We start from the raw sequence: 13,684 nt of genomic DNA, 5'->3' as shown, positions 1-13,684 counted from the left end.
CAGCTCAAAAAATCACCCACAAAAAAAGCGACCAAGTCAAAAATACTTTTTTGCTTGATCGCTTTCATAAAATTACCTCAAAAGAGATAGTTTTTCAGTGCCCTCATTCTTCTCTGTAATGTTTTTTTTACATTTCCTAAGATTATGTTAACAACATCTGGTTTAACATTCTGATCTCCGGAAAAATTAATTGCTAACATTTTACTTTCGTCGTATTTTAAATGCAAATAATCCAAATTTCCCTACGGTTTCTTACACGTCATCTTACATAAATCCTAAAGTTCTGTTAATCAAATTTCTACAGGTAGAAGAAGAAGGAATTTTCTTTAGATTTGAAAATAGATTCACCACCAAATCTTATTATAATGCGGTTCCAACTTTACTCTCAGCTTCTCAGGTTAGACCTTTCCAACGACCATTTACTTCAAATGTATTATATACTTTATTATGACATTCCGAAGGAAGAAAAGGAGCTGGCAGAAAATGTTGACCGATTAATAATTCTGAGAGAAAAAATTAAATTGGAGCTACGAGGCCATTTATTTAGCATTAAAAATGCGATTCGAGAGTCAAAAATTGCCAGTACAGTAATGGAATATTTACCGATGTTCCTTAAACTGGAATATCTGGCCCGCAATACTTTCAGTAATACAGATTGGGAGGTTTGTTATCAGAAAGAGCGGCAAAACATTAAAATGTATTATGAAACGCTCTATAATCAAAATATATCTTCTTCGACGGTAGATATACTTCTACAACAAAAAAGAAGACTGGAGTCTTTATCTAAATAGATGAGAGAGAAAAGGAGTAATTTTTACTGGGGGGCAAAAATTACTCAATAAAAACTTCGGTGTTAAAACATCGAAGTCTCCTCATCTAATTTTTACAAAACTCAATTTCGAAAGGAATTGAGTTTTTCGTTTTTAGAAGAGCCATCATTTTAAAATCGCTCTCTTCTCATCATTTATGTGTCTGATTTCACCAAATTGACAATAAAAAATGCCCCCAACAAGTCCTGGACTTATTGGGGGCATTAAATTATTACTAATTAAATCTTTTAAGCGGCGTTCTGCTTCTTAATAAGATTTAATGCAGATCCTTCCTTGAACCACTCAATTTGAGGCTGGTTATAGGTATGAAGTGCTTTAATGGTATCCTTAGATCCATCTGCATGTAGTACTTCTATTGTTAGAGGCTTGTCTGGTGCGAAGCTTTCAAGATCTATAAAGTTGAAAGTATCATCTTCCTGGATAAGTTCATAATCATTTTCATTCTCGAAAGTAATCCCCAACATCCCTTGCTTTTTAAGGTTTGTTTCATGGATACGGGCAAAAGATTTTACCAATACCACTTTTACACCAAGGTGACGTGGCTCCATGGCAGCATGCTCACGTGATGAACCTTCCCCGTAATTATGATCTCCCACCACTACTGTAGGAATTCCCGCAGCTTTGTATTTACGTTGAGTTGCCGGCACTGCATCATATTCACCTGTAATCTGACTCTTTACAAAGTTTGTCTTCATATTAAAGGCATTCACCGCACCAATCAAACAATTGTTGGAAATATTATCAAGGTGTCCTCTGAATCTCAACCAAGGTCCAGCCATAGAAATATGGTCTGTCGTACATTTGCCATGAGCTTTGATCAAAAGTTTTGCTCCTGTAAGGTTTTTTCCATCCCATGGTGCAAAAGGCTCTAATAACTGAAGTCTTTCAGATTTAGGGCTTACTTTCACATCTACAGATGATCCATCTTCTGTTGGAGCAAGATAACCGGGATCTTCCACATCAAATCCTTTTGGTGGAAGTTCTAGCCCTGTTGGCTCATCCAATAGCACTTCCTCCCCATCTTCATTAATCAATTTATCTGTAGTAGGATCGAAATCCAGCCTACCTGAAATCGCAATTGCTGCAACCATTTCTGGAGAACCAACAAAGGCATGAGTATTGGGGTTTCCGTCAGCACGTTTTGAAAAGTTCCGGTTAAAGGAATGAACAATCGTGTTCTTTTCATCTCCTTTTCTGTCACTTCTGTCCCATTGACCAATACATGGTCCACAGGCATTTGTAAAGATGGTAGCATCAAGATCTTCAAAAATCTGAAGTAGGCCATCTCTTTCAGCTGTAAAACGTATGGTTTCAGATCCCGGGTTTATTCCGAAGTCCGATTTGGCCTTTACTTTTTTATCAACTGCTTGTTTGGCTATAGATGCCGCACGGGTTAAATCTTCGTAAGAAGAGTTGGTACAGGATCCAATTAATCCCCAGTCCACTTTAATAGGCCAGTCATTTGCTTTGGCTTTTTCACCCATTTCAGAAATAGGAGTAGCAAGATCGGGCGTAAATGGTCCATTAAGGTGAGGCTTCAATTCAGAAAGATCGATCTCAATCACCTCATCAAAATACTGCTCAGGATTTGCATAAACTTCATCATCACCCGTCAAATAGTCTTTTACATCATTGGCAGCATCTGCAACATCTGCTCTGTTAGTAGCTCTTAGGTAACGCTCCATAGATTCGTCATACCCAAAAGTAGAAGTAGTAGCTCCTACTTCAGCTCCCATGTTACAGATGGTTCCTTTTCCAGTAGCAGACATAGATCGTGCTCCTTCGCCAAAATATTCAATAATAGCTCCCGTACCACCTTTTACAGTAAGAATTCCGGCAACTTTTAAAATCACATCTTTAGGTGCAGTCCATCCGGAAAGTTTTCCGGTTAATTTTACACCAATCAATTTAGGGAATTTAAGCTCCCATGGCATTCCGGCCATTACATCTACAGCATCGGCTCCACCAACACCAATAGCGACCATTCCCAATCCACCTGCATTCACAGTATGAGAATCTGTACCAATCATCATTCCCCCAGGGAAGGCGTAATTTTCAAGTACTACCTGGTGAATAATTCCCGCTCCCGGCTTCCAAAATCCAATTCCGTACTTGTTAGAAACAGATTCTAAAAAGTCAAATACTTCATCACTGGATTTTTTTGCGCTTGGTAAATCAAACTGAGCCCCAAGTTTTGCCTGGATCAGGTGATCACAATGCACAGTAGTTGGTACTGCTGCTTGTTTCTTTCCTGCCTGCATAAATTGCAACAAGGCCATTTGTGCAGTTGCATCCTGGCAGGCAATCCTGTCCGGAGAAAATTCAACATAATCTTTTCCTCTGGTGAAACCCTGAGATGGATTACCATCCCACAGGTGAGAATAAAGAATTTTTTCTGAAAGGGTTAAAGGTTTACCAGTTACTTCACGCGCTTTATCAACACGTTCAGAAATCTGGCTGTACACCTTTTTAATCATATCAATATCGTATGCCATTTTTGTGAAGGTTTTATGTTCTAAAAAAGTATTGCAAAATTACGAAATTTCAACGTATTTAAAAATTTTGCGCTAAAACTCAATTTTAGCTAATGATAATTCACTAATTCTTAAATTACATCATCAAAAAATAACCATTTATTATTAGCAGGAGCTATTATTAAGAATTTGACAATTCTACGGCAGGGTTATTATTAATTTGAAGAAAAAAGATTGGGATGCATCCGTTTCTCCCTGACAAACAGAGGAAAAGAACAAGGAAAATATCAATAAATTCCGAAAATGTTCAAAAATTGAATTTTCTCTCTACCTATCAGAAAAGAAGAAGCTGTCAAAAAAGCCCTTTTCCCGTCCACCTGAAATTGTTTCAGGTTCTAAGATATTCTGGGGAACATAATAATAAGATTCTGAAACAAATTCAGAATAACTATTCTAAAGCCTTTCAAACGCGTTAGTATGTTGTTGATTCTTTGATTATTTACAGAAAGGGAAACCTACTCCGGAAGAGTGGATGCATAAACCTTGGTCCAATTATCCATTTAAAAAAGGCTCTGAATGATCTGCTCTTCGGAAATTCCTTCGGCCTCGGCTTTGTAGTTTTTAATAATCCTGTGACGGAGGATTCCAAAAGCTACTTTTTGTACATCTTCAATATCGGGTGAAAATTTCCCATGGACTGCCGCATGTGCTTTTGCAGCCAGGACAAGATTTTGCGAGGCTCTGGGACCTGCTCCCCAGTCTACATATTCTTTCACTATTCCGGGTGCCCTGTCTCCTGCGGGACGTGTTTTCCCTACAAGGTTTACAGCGTATTCCACTACATTGTCGGCCACCGGAATTCTTCGTATCAACTGCTGAAAATCCACGATTTCCTGAGCAGTAAACAACGGATTAACGGTCACCTTAACATCTGATGTGGTATTCTTCACCACATTGACTTCTTCTTCAAAAGAAGGATATTCCAGTTTGATAGCAAACATGAACCTGTCCAGCTGAGCTTCGGGCAAAGGATAAGTTCCCTCCTGCTCTATGGGGTTTTGAGTAGCCAGTACAAAGTAGGGAGAATTAAGTTTGTAATGCTGCCCGGCTACAGTCACCGCCCTTTCCTGCATAGCTTCCAGAAGGGCAGCCTGTGTTTTTGGCGGAGTACGGTTTATTTCATCGGCCAATATAATATTGCCAAAAACCGGACCTTTAATAAATTTAAAGTGCCGGTTTTCGTCTAATATTTCCGATCCAAGAATGTCACTAGGCATCAAATCTGGCGTGAACTGAATCCGTTTAAAATCCAATCCAAGTGCCTGAGCAATGGTATTTACCATTAAAGTCTTTGCCAAACCGGGAACTCCAATCAACAAAGAATGGCCTCCGGAGAAAACAGAAATAAGAATCTCATCGATCACCTTTTCCTGTCCCACGATGATGCGGGCAATTTCCTCCTTAAGTTTTGTATGCTTCTTTACAAGATTTTCTACCGCTGCAACGTCTGACATGGATCAACTATTTTTTTACCCAGTTACCACTAAAAGCACAGTCACGATATTCTCCATTTACCTTTACGTACGTAGATTCAATTTTTTCGTTCTGCCACTCTTCAATGGCTTTCAGCTGTTTGTCACGTAAAGCCAGTTCTTTGATTTTATTGTAATCACGAGCATAGTCTGCTTCGTGCTCCTCATACTTCTTTGTAACGGTTAAGATCTTGTAAATAGGACGACCTGTATCATCCTGACCCGTTAGTACATTAGAAATCTGTCCTTCTTCCAAATTGGAAACCTGTCCATAAAGTTCCGGATCAATTTTAGTTAATTCAAATCTGGAATCTCCCGTGGTAGGATTTACTAATTGTCCACCACTTTGACGGGTTTCTTTTTCATCTGAAACTGCTTTTGCTGCTTCCTCAAAAGTTAATTCATTATCTACCAGTTTCTCTCTTACATTGTCGATCTTCTCCCGGGCTACCTTTTTCGTTTCTTCAGTAACATCAGGAATAAGAAGAATGTGTCTCACATCTACCTGCTGACCCCGGATCTTATCTACAGTTAAAATGTGATATCCATAAATAGTTTCAAACGGCTGACTAACTTCTCCTTCCTGAAGAGAAAAAGCAGCATCCTTAAATTCTTTTACAAAAGGATCCTGACGGGATAAGGTAATTTTTCCTCCAGAGGATTTAGATCCCGGATCCTGTGAATATAAAACTGCTTTAGTATTAAAACTTGCTCCATTTTCAACCACATCTGCACGCATCTCCTTCAGGCGGTCGATGATCTTTTGTTTTTCGGCCTGGGGAATTTCCGGCTTTACCACAATCTGCGCAAGCTCTACTTCTGTTCCGAAGCGAGGGCGATCTTCTGCAGCAATGTTAGTAAAGAAAGTTCTTACTTCTTCCGGAGTAACCTCCACGGCATCAACGATCTTTTGCTGCATTTTTGAAGCCAGCATATTTTCACGGTTTATATCAAAGAGCTCTTTCCGGAATTCAGCTTCATTTTCTTTCTTGTAGAATTCAAGCACCTTTTCGAGAGAACCAACCTGCTGGGTCATGTAAGATAATTGCTGATCGACCTGCGCACTGATTTCGGCATCTGCAACCAGAATACTATCCTGAATTGCGTGGTGAGCATAGAGCTTATTTTCCATGATCTGCCCTGCAAGGTTACAGGTAGTCACATCCTTAATAGAAGCTCCCTGGCTTTGAAGATCGATATACATTTTACTGATATCACTCTCTAAAACCACATAATCTCCCACCACAGCGGCCACTCCATCTACTTTAAAACGACCCGACTCCGAGGCATTTGCTACTGCCGCGATCTGCGGACTTTCCTGAATTGCAGTACTGTCTGTAACGATAACCTGAGCAAAGGCTGAATTACAAAATGTTCCGGCTAATAGCAGGAATCCCAGTTTCTTAATTGTATATTTCAAATTGTTCATTTTTAATTGCATCCTGAGTAATATCTTTTTCTAATTTCTTTATAAGTTCTAATTTTCTTTTGTTGAGTAAAATTTGATTGATGTTTGGCAAACTATACTCTAATGGCGCCTGTTCATTACGCAATTTAACATCTTCAACAAACACCAAATATACTCCTAATGAATCTTCAAGTTGCATGAAATTCTGTTTTTTTAGCAAGGATAGTTCATTCTCTGGTGTTAACGGTCCAATTTTGTCATACACCTGTTTGGTCTTCACCCACACGGAGTCGTTTAAGGAATAGGAGTTAAATTGAATAGCAATATCCAGCAAGGACTGCTTATCCTCCTTATTGAATCTTCTAAAACTGGTTTTTATTGTTTCAAGATTACTGTTGTTTGCCGTTAAATTAATATACCTGAGCTTCACCAGGTCTTCATTCAATATAAAATTCTCCCCATTCTGTTCATAATACTGTTGTGCATCTTCCCTGCTCACAGTGGTATCCAGTTGTCTTGCAATTATAGCATCTGTATAGGCTTTTGCGTATAATTCGTTCCGGTAATTGCTTACCAGCTTATCAAATTCATTTTGTTGTTCGCTGGAAAGATTAACTTTCGCCCTGTCCAGCAATAGCTGCTGAGTTGCCCAGCGGGTTATAAAATTAGAAACAATTAAAGCACTGTCCTCCTTGGTAATATTCTCTGACACTAAAGAAGCAATATCTTCCTTATATAAATAGGAATTATTGACTTTGGCAATTACTTCCTTTTCTTCTGATTTCTCAAAATAATTGCAGCCTGAAGCGAGCAACAATAAAAGAACAGTAACAAATAAAACAGGTTTTTTTATCAAAATGATATTCAGCGTTATTATGCGACAAAAATAAGAATTCTCTCAGGTTTACCAACTGTTTCCTATAACGAAAGGAACTGGAGTTCATTATAAAACTTGTAGAAATAAACGTGCCAATTAAACACCTGTGATAAAACTTCATTAAAATAATTCAAATTTTGAAGCTATCTTCGAAAAAAACAAACTCATGGAAGACAGGAAAAACGATGAAAAATTAAAGCTGATCTGGGATTTTAGAGGGCCAGATGCAGAACGTACAGCAAAACATCATGAGATTCATCTAAAGGAATACGTGGAACAACAAAAGCTGGATCTAAAAATCACCGGGTATGAACAGATGTCCGACGTGCACAGTATGGCATACATGGTCATACATCGCAAAGATATGGTAGCAGTAAGAGATTCTTTAAAACCACATCGCGCACAACTTTTTGAAGAAAAGAACGATTTCTAGAGGAAATTTCCCGACATGGCTAAATTATTGATAGATAAAATTATATTTGTCAAAAATTAACAATATTTATGAAAAAACTGATTTTATTTTTTAGCCTGGCGCTTTTGAGCTTTTCTGCATTTGCCCAATCCAAAGTAGGAACTATTGATGCTGAATATATTATCTCTCAAATGCCGGAAATGACAGGAGTAAACGATGGCCTTAAACTTTACAACTCTGAATTGCAGACGGATCTGGAATCTTCAATTGCAGAATACGAGAAACTCGTAAGTGCTTACCAGGAGGAAAATGCCACCTTAACCGATGAGGATAAACAAACCAGGGAAGGTGAAATTATTTCTCTTGAAAATGACATCAAGGGCTTTCGTCAAAAAGCTTCTGTAATGATGCAAATGAAAAGGAATGAATTGACAGAACCGCTTTATGAAAAGATCAATGCCGCAATGGTAGAAGTGATCAATGAAGAAGGTTATACTCAGATACTGCATGCAGGATCTAATGCACTGGCTTTTTCTGCTGAAGACACTGATATTACCGGAAAAGTAATTGCTAAATTAGGAATTGCAGTTCAGCAGTAATCCGGAACTTCTGTAAAGGAAGCTAACTGGATTAATACTCAAAAGAAGCGCCGGAAAGTTGAACTTCCGGCGCTTCTTTTAATATTCCAACCATATTTATCTGCTATAGTTTGGAGATTCTTTAGTGATGGTTACATCATGCGGATGGCTTTCATGTATTCCTGAAGAAGTGATCTTCACAAATCTTCCGGTTTCTTTTAAGGTTTCAATATCCTTAGCACCACAATACCCCATTCCGGCACGAAGTCCGCCTATAAATTGGTGAATGCTTTCAAAGAGATCTCCCTTGTAAGGCACCCTTCCCACGATTCCTTCCGGAACCAGCTTTTTAATGTCATCTTCCACATCCTGGAAATAACGGTCTTTGGAACCTTTTTTCATGGCTTCCACAGACCCCATTCCGCGGTAGGATTTAAATTTTCTTCCTTCGTAGATGATGGTTTCCCCTGGAGACTCTTTGGTTCCGGCCAAAAGAGAGCCAAGCATAACGGTATCGGCACCGGCAGCAATGGCCTTAGGAATATCTCCCGTATATCGAATTCCACCATCGGCAATCACGGGAACTCCGCTGCCTTTTATAGCTGCAGCAACTTCCAGCACCGCACTAAACTGCGGGAATCCAACTCCTGCAACCACACGTGTAGTACAGATAGAGCCTGGTCCAATTCCTACTTTTACGGCATCTGCCCCGGCTTCGACAAGAAATTTTGCTGCTTCGGCAGTTGCAATGTTCCCCACAATCACTTCAAGATCGGGAAATTTCTCTTTTACTGCTTTTAAAGCGTTCACTACTCCCTGAGTATGCCCATGGGCAGTATCAATAACTACGGCATCCACTCCGGCTTTCACCAGTGCTTCAGCTCTTTCCACCACATCACCCGTTACCCCAAGAGCGGCAGCAACACGAAGTCTTCCGTATGTATCTTTATTGGCAATAGGTTTTTGCGTAAGCTTGGTGATATCCCGAAAAGTGATCAATCCAACGAGTTTATCTTCAGAATTTACCACCGGTAATTTCTCGATCTTGTTTTCCTGCAGAATTCCTTCGGCCTCTTCCAGTGAAGTACCTTCGGCCACTGTCACAAGATTTTTAGAAGTCATTACTTCAGAAATTGGACGTGCATTGTTTTTTTCAAACCTTAGGTCCCGGTTCGTAACGATCCCCAGCAATTTACCTGCATCATCAACAATGGGAATCCCACCAATGCTATGCTCCTGCATGAGATCTTTTGCATCTTTCACTTTAGAAGTGACCGTAAGGGTGATGGGATCTATGATCATTCCGCTTTCTGCACGTTTCACTTTCCGAACTTTTAAAGCCTGTTCTTCAATGGTCATATTTTTATGCAGTACGCCAATACCTCCTTCTCGCGCCATGGCAATGGCCATTTTGCTTTCGGTCACTGTATCCATAGCCGCAGAGACAATGGGAACGTTGATCGTGATGTTTCGTGTGAATTTGGTCTGAATACTAACTTCGCGAGGCAATACTTCAGAAAAGGCGGGAACTAAAAGGACGTCGTCGTAGGTAAGGCCTTCTCCAACAATCTTTGATTCGTGTGCAGTCATAGCAATTAAAGATTTAATTGCGTGCAAATATACATTCTTTTGAACAGATCCGAGAATTTTAAATGGTTAATTAATTCCGGCTTTTTTAAAAGCTACAATAAATTCCGATCCTTCCCCACGATAACTCTTAACATCAAGCGAAGCCCTGTTAATATTTAAAAAATGTTTTACCAGCATGAGACCTATTCCCGTACCGGTTTCCATTCCCGTACCTACCTGGGAGATCATGCGGCTGTTCAAATTCTTGATCTCTTTGATTTTTTTTTCTGAAATCCCCTGCCCACCATCTAAAAACTTTAAAAGAACCTGGTCATTTTTTACTGCGTACGTTATTTTTATCTCTTTTCCCTCGATCGTGTATTTCAAGGCATTTGAAAGAAGGTTATGAAGTATGACAGAAAGATGCCCCTTATCTACCTGAATCTTAGGCAGTCCCTTTGGCTCCTCCTGTATGATCTTAATATTCTTACTTTTAGCCACAAGATAATAGGCATCCACTACCCTGGAAACTTTTTTAGGGATGTTCACTTCCTCAAAAGTGACCTTATCTCCTTCCAGTTGGGAGTTCGCCCAGTGCAACAGATTATGGAGCATGGAAGAAGTTCCTGTTACCTGGACCAACATTTCATCCAGCAAGCCCGATTGTTCTTCGGGCGTGAAATCACCAGATTGTATTAATTCCAGCAGCTGTTGCAAGGAACCGATAGGAGACCGTAGGTCATGGGATAGAATGGAAAAAAGTCGGTTTTTCGCCTGATTCATTTCAGAAAGTTCTTCATTTTGCTGGGAAATGATATGATTTTGCTCAAGAATGGTCCGGTTTTTCTCCTTTAATTCGGAGTTAAAAATCTCTTTCTGACGACTGTTGTTCCGGAACTGTAGCGCCAGCACCAATAAGAACAAGATCACCAGTACAAGCGCAGCAATAAAGATCCTGTTGATGAATAACTGTTTCTCGGCTACCTCTTTTTCTGCCTGAAGTCTCACATTGTCAGATTCCCTGCTTTCGATCTGCTGCAGGGTTTCTTCCGGTATATTATCATGGAAAGCTAGAAGCTCATCTGCAGTTTCAGAATTTAGAACAACAGCATGAACTCCCTCATTTTTCAAAGGGTCATTTTTTGAAAAAGCACTCCAAAGGCAAAAAAAAGACCATAGAATGCAAAGTAATTTGCGATCCAAGTTTAAAGGGTTAAATACAGTTAGAAGTTTACCAGTAAAATAATCATTTTTAACGATATAAGCTGAATATTTTTGTGGCTTCGTTATGGGAAGATTCGAAACTCATCATTTTAACATTGGTTTCTGCTTTTTTGGAGGTGAAATAGGAAAGCATCTTTTCGGTTGGCATATTTCCGGTTAATTCATCCTTTGCCATTGGACAACCGCCAAAACCTTGTATGGCACCATCAAACCTTGTACAACCGGAAGTATAAGCTGCATTGATTTTCTCATGCCATCTCGTGGGAACGGTATGTAAATGTGCGCCGAATTCTATACCCGGATATTGGGGAATAAGGTTTGAAAAAAGATAGGTGATTATATCTGGAGTCGAGCTGCCAATGGTATCGGAAAGCGAAAGGATCTTAACCCCCATTCCCGACAACTTTTCCGTCCAGTCCCCCACAATCTCAACATCCCAGGGATCTCCGTATGGATTTCCAAAGCCCATGGAAAGATAAGCTACAACTTCCTTTCCGCTTTTATCGGCTATTTCCAGAATCTCCTGCAATGTTTCCACTGACTCCGCTATGGTTTTATGAGTATTCCTCATCTGGAAGTTTTCAGAAATTGAAAAAGGGTAACCAAGGTAGTGAATTTCAGAATGTTTGGCAGCATCCTGTGCTCCCCGGGTGTTGGCAACAATAGCAAGTAATTTACTTTGTGTCCTTGAAAGGTCCAGTTTTGACAGCACTTCGGCTGTATCGGCCATTTGTGGAATTGCTTTTGGAGAAACAAAACTTCCGAAGTCGATCGTATCGAATCCGCAGCGTAATAAAGACTGAATGTACTGGACCTTTTTCTCGGTTGGAATAAAATCCCGGATGCCTTGCATGGCATCCCGCGGACATTCGATTATCTTGATTTTCCCCATAGCCCAAATATAGTATTTTAATGAAGGATTTTAAAAGTCTCTTTCACGTTTACATAAAAGAACGTAAGGATTCTTTTTTCGGAAGATTTTTTAATCCTAAGCATTGAAGAAACCTACTTTCCTTACATAAGGACAAAGAATCCTATCCCAATAAAAACGAATACCTGCACCCATTTCAGCACTACTCCCGAAGAAGGATGCTTTTGAAGGTAAGTCGAGATTTTTCCGGCGAGTGCAGCTACTAATCCGAAGATGAGTATTGCCTGAAACATAAATAGAAAGCCGAGGACATAAAACTGAAATACCGTATTTCCTTCAGGCTCCCACAGAAATCCCGGAAAAAATGCGAGAAAAAAAATGGTCACCTTCGGGTTTAGCACGTTCATTATAAAGCCCTGTTTAAATAAAGAGAAAAATGATCTCCCCTGGATTCCTTCCGCAGAAAAAGCTATTTCAGGATCACTTCTAAAAACTTTAAATGCCAGAAAGAAGAGATACAGGGCACCAAAGATCTTGATGACCACAAAGACCATTTCAGACTCCCGGATAATTGCTGAAACTCCAAAAGCCACGAGGGTGGTATGGATTATTATTCCGCTTACAAGTCCAAGAGCAGTGATCAAACCATATTTCTTACCATTTGCCATCCCCTGCACCAGAACGAAAATAATATCGGGCCCGGGAGAAACCGTGAGCAGAATAGCTGCCGTAAGGAAAGGAATGAGTTGATCTGCCAAAGAAATATGAGTTTATGGAAATTATAACAAGAACAGTTATTTTTTCTGTTCGAGAAGCTTTTTATTGATCTCTTTGATGAGGCCGGGGCCTTCATAAATAAATCCTGTGTAGAGCTGTATAAGGCTTGCACCGGCATCGAGCTTTTCAATGGCATCTTCAGCCGAATGTATTCCTCCCACTCCAATGATTGGAAATGCTTTATTGCTTTTTTCAGAAAGAAATTGAATGACTTCTGTTGCACGTTTTCTCAACGGTTTTCCACTCAAACCTCCCATTTCTTCTTTATTTTCTGAAGTCAGCCCATCTCGTGAGATTGTGGTATTGGTTGCGATCACCCCGGCAATTCTGGTTTCTTTCACAATATCAATAATGTCCAGGAGCTGAGAATTGGTAAGATCGGGCGCTATTTTCAGCAATATAGGTTTTTGTACAACCTTTTTCCTGTTCTCTCCCTGCAGACTGTTTAGTAACCTTGTCAGAGGTTCTTTATCCTGCAGCTCCCTAAGATTCGGCGTATTTGGAGAACTTACATTTATCACAAAATAATCTACATGATCAAAAAGGGCTTCAAAACAAATCAGGTAATCATCTACGGCTTTATCGTTTGGAGTTACTTTGTTTTTACCAATGTTTCCTCCTATAAGTACATTTTTATTCTTTTTTAATCGTTCCACTGCCGCAGCCACTCCACCGTTGTTGAATCCCATGCGGTTAATGATCGCCTCATCTTCTTTTAACCTGAAAAGCCGCTTTTTATCATTTCCCGGCTGTGGTTTGGGCGTTAAAGTACCTATTTCTATAAATCCGAATCCTAAATCTGATAGCTCCTGATAGAGTTTAGCATCCTTGTCGAACCCTGCAGCCAGCCCCACCGGATTTTTAAATTTGAGTCCGAATACTTCCCTCTCAAGATCCGGATGCTCTAATTGAAAATTGCTCCGGAAGAAACCTTTCATCCCCGGAATTTTATGAAGCCGCCGAAGCATATTGAAGGTGAAATGATGGACTTTTTCGGGATCTGATCTAAAGAGCAGCGGACGTAAAATGGATTTATACATACAGAAAGGTTTGTGCAAAATTAACCTAAATCAAAAAAATAGCCGCTGAAAACTTAAAAGGTTTTGAACCTGCCAATGAGTTAAGTAATTTT

General features: G+C 39.7%; 12 protein-coding genes. 3 read left to right on the top strand and 9 right to left on the bottom strand.

Translation table 11 applies throughout. From position 1 onward, the window contains the following. The first annotated feature begins 365 nt into the window (after nt 1-365). On the top strand, nt 366-791 hold the full coding sequence (locus tag IE056_RS17720) for a hypothetical protein (protein ID WP_189606327.1): 426 nt from the start codon (nt 366-368) through the stop codon (nt 789-791). A 266-nt stretch (nt 792-1,057) separates the two neighbouring features. Here the strand turns inward: IE056_RS17720 and IE056_RS17715 are convergent, their stop codons facing one another. From IE056_RS17715 to IE056_RS17700, 4 genes are all read right to left on the bottom strand, one after another. Further along, the gene (locus IE056_RS17715; RefSeq protein WP_189606326.1) at nt 1,058-3,325 is read right to left on the bottom strand and encodes an aconitate hydratase; all 2,268 of its coding nucleotides are present in this window, start codon (nt 3,323-3,325) and stop codon (nt 1,058-1,060) included. A 539-nt stretch (nt 3,326-3,864) separates the two neighbouring features. Further along, nucleotides 3,865-4,818: an AAA family ATPase gene (locus tag IE056_RS17710; protein ID WP_189606325.1), complete on the bottom strand. Its 954-nt coding sequence runs from the start codon at nt 4,816-4,818 to the stop codon at nt 3,865-3,867. 7 nt (nt 4,819-4,825) lie between these two features. After that, nucleotides 4,826-6,265, bottom strand: coding sequence for a peptidylprolyl isomerase (locus tag IE056_RS17705; RefSeq protein ID WP_229793812.1), 1,440 nt, complete (start codon nt 6,263-6,265; stop codon nt 4,826-4,828). After that, nucleotides 6,240-7,100, bottom strand: a complete 861-nt coding sequence (locus IE056_RS17700) for a peptidyl-prolyl cis-trans isomerase (RefSeq protein WP_308427661.1) — start codon at nt 7,098-7,100, stop codon at nt 6,240-6,242. The genes IE056_RS17705 and IE056_RS17700 overlap by 26 nt, the downstream gene beginning before the upstream one ends. Before the next feature lie 187 nt (nt 7,101-7,287). On the opposite strand from IE056_RS17700, the gene IE056_RS17695 reads away from it, so the two are divergent. Together IE056_RS17695 and IE056_RS17690 are read left to right on the top strand one after the other, a co-directional pair. Continuing rightward, nucleotides 7,288-7,554 carry a hypothetical protein gene (locus IE056_RS17695; protein WP_189606323.1) on the top strand — a complete coding sequence of 89 codons (267 nt, stop codon included), beginning with the start codon at nt 7,288-7,290 and terminating at the stop codon, nt 7,552-7,554. 68 nt (nt 7,555-7,622) lie between these two features. Continuing rightward, complete coding sequence (locus IE056_RS17690; protein ID WP_189606322.1) at nt 7,623-8,132, top strand: OmpH/Skp family outer membrane protein; 510 nt, start codon at nt 7,623-7,625, stop codon at nt 8,130-8,132. A gap of 96 nt (nt 8,133-8,228) precedes the next feature. Here the strand turns inward: IE056_RS17690 and guaB are convergent, their stop codons facing one another. From guaB to IE056_RS17665, 5 genes are all read right to left on the bottom strand, one after another. Beyond that, the gene (gene guaB, locus IE056_RS17685) at nt 8,229-9,701 is read right to left on the bottom strand and encodes an IMP dehydrogenase (protein ID WP_189606321.1); all 1,473 of its coding nucleotides are present in this window, start codon (nt 9,699-9,701) and stop codon (nt 8,229-8,231) included. 66 nt (nt 9,702-9,767) lie between these two features. Next, nucleotides 9,768-10,811 (bottom strand): sensor histidine kinase, encoded by a 1,044-nt coding sequence (locus tag IE056_RS17680; RefSeq protein ID WP_189606320.1) that lies wholly within the window; start codon nt 10,809-10,811, stop codon nt 9,768-9,770. Between the two features lie 121 nt (nt 10,812-10,932). Next, the gene (locus IE056_RS17675) at nt 10,933-11,796 is read right to left on the bottom strand and encodes a hydroxymethylglutaryl-CoA lyase (RefSeq protein WP_189606319.1); all 864 of its coding nucleotides are present in this window, start codon (nt 11,794-11,796) and stop codon (nt 10,933-10,935) included. A gap of 122 nt (nt 11,797-11,918) precedes the next feature. Continuing rightward, a complete protein-coding gene (locus tag IE056_RS17670; RefSeq protein ID WP_189606318.1) occupies nt 11,919-12,533 on the bottom strand; it encodes a LysE family translocator in 615 nt (204 codons plus the stop codon). A 36-nt stretch (nt 12,534-12,569) separates the two neighbouring features. Beyond that, nucleotides 12,570-13,592, bottom strand: a complete 1,023-nt coding sequence (locus IE056_RS17665) for a quinone-dependent dihydroorotate dehydrogenase (protein WP_189606317.1) — start codon at nt 13,590-13,592, stop codon at nt 12,570-12,572. Nucleotides 13,593-13,684 lie beyond the last annotated feature (92 nt).

The organism is Salinimicrobium marinum (genome assembly GCF_014651535.1).
Classification (GTDB): domain Bacteria; phylum Bacteroidota; class Bacteroidia; order Flavobacteriales; family Flavobacteriaceae; genus Salinimicrobium; species Salinimicrobium marinum.
Note: the sequence above shows the minus strand (reverse complement) of the source record. Positions and strands in the feature narration are given on the sequence as shown.

What these genes read in the sequence shown, in the direction of transcription:
- IE056_RS17720 (WP_189606327.1), top strand. Translation starts at nt 366, where the DNA reads ATGCGGTTCCAACTTTACTCTCAGCTTCTCAGGTTAGACCTTTCCAAC.
- IE056_RS17715 (WP_189606326.1), bottom strand. Translation starts at nt 3,325, where the DNA reads ATGGCATACGATATTGATATGATTAAAAAGGTGTACAGCCAGATTTCT.
- IE056_RS17710 (WP_189606325.1), bottom strand. Translation starts at nt 4,818, where the DNA reads ATGTCAGACGTTGCAGCGGTAGAAAATCTTGTAAAGAAGCATACAAAA.
- IE056_RS17705 (WP_229793812.1), bottom strand. Translation starts at nt 6,265, where the DNA reads ATGAACAATTTGAAATATACAATTAAGAAACTGGGATTCCTGCTATTA.
- IE056_RS17695 (WP_189606323.1), top strand. Translation starts at nt 7,288, where the DNA reads ATGGAAGACAGGAAAAACGATGAAAAATTAAAGCTGATCTGGGATTTT.
- IE056_RS17690 (WP_189606322.1), top strand. Translation starts at nt 7,623, where the DNA reads ATGAAAAAACTGATTTTATTTTTTAGCCTGGCGCTTTTGAGCTTTTCT.
- guaB (WP_189606321.1), bottom strand. Translation starts at nt 9,701, where the DNA reads ATGACTGCACACGAATCAAAGATTGTTGGAGAAGGCCTTACCTACGAC.
- IE056_RS17675 (WP_189606319.1), bottom strand. Translation starts at nt 11,796, where the DNA reads ATGGGGAAAATCAAGATAATCGAATGTCCGCGGGATGCCATGCAAGGC.
- IE056_RS17665 (WP_189606317.1), bottom strand. Translation starts at nt 13,592, where the DNA reads ATGTATAAATCCATTTTACGTCCGCTGCTCTTTAGATCAGATCCCGAA.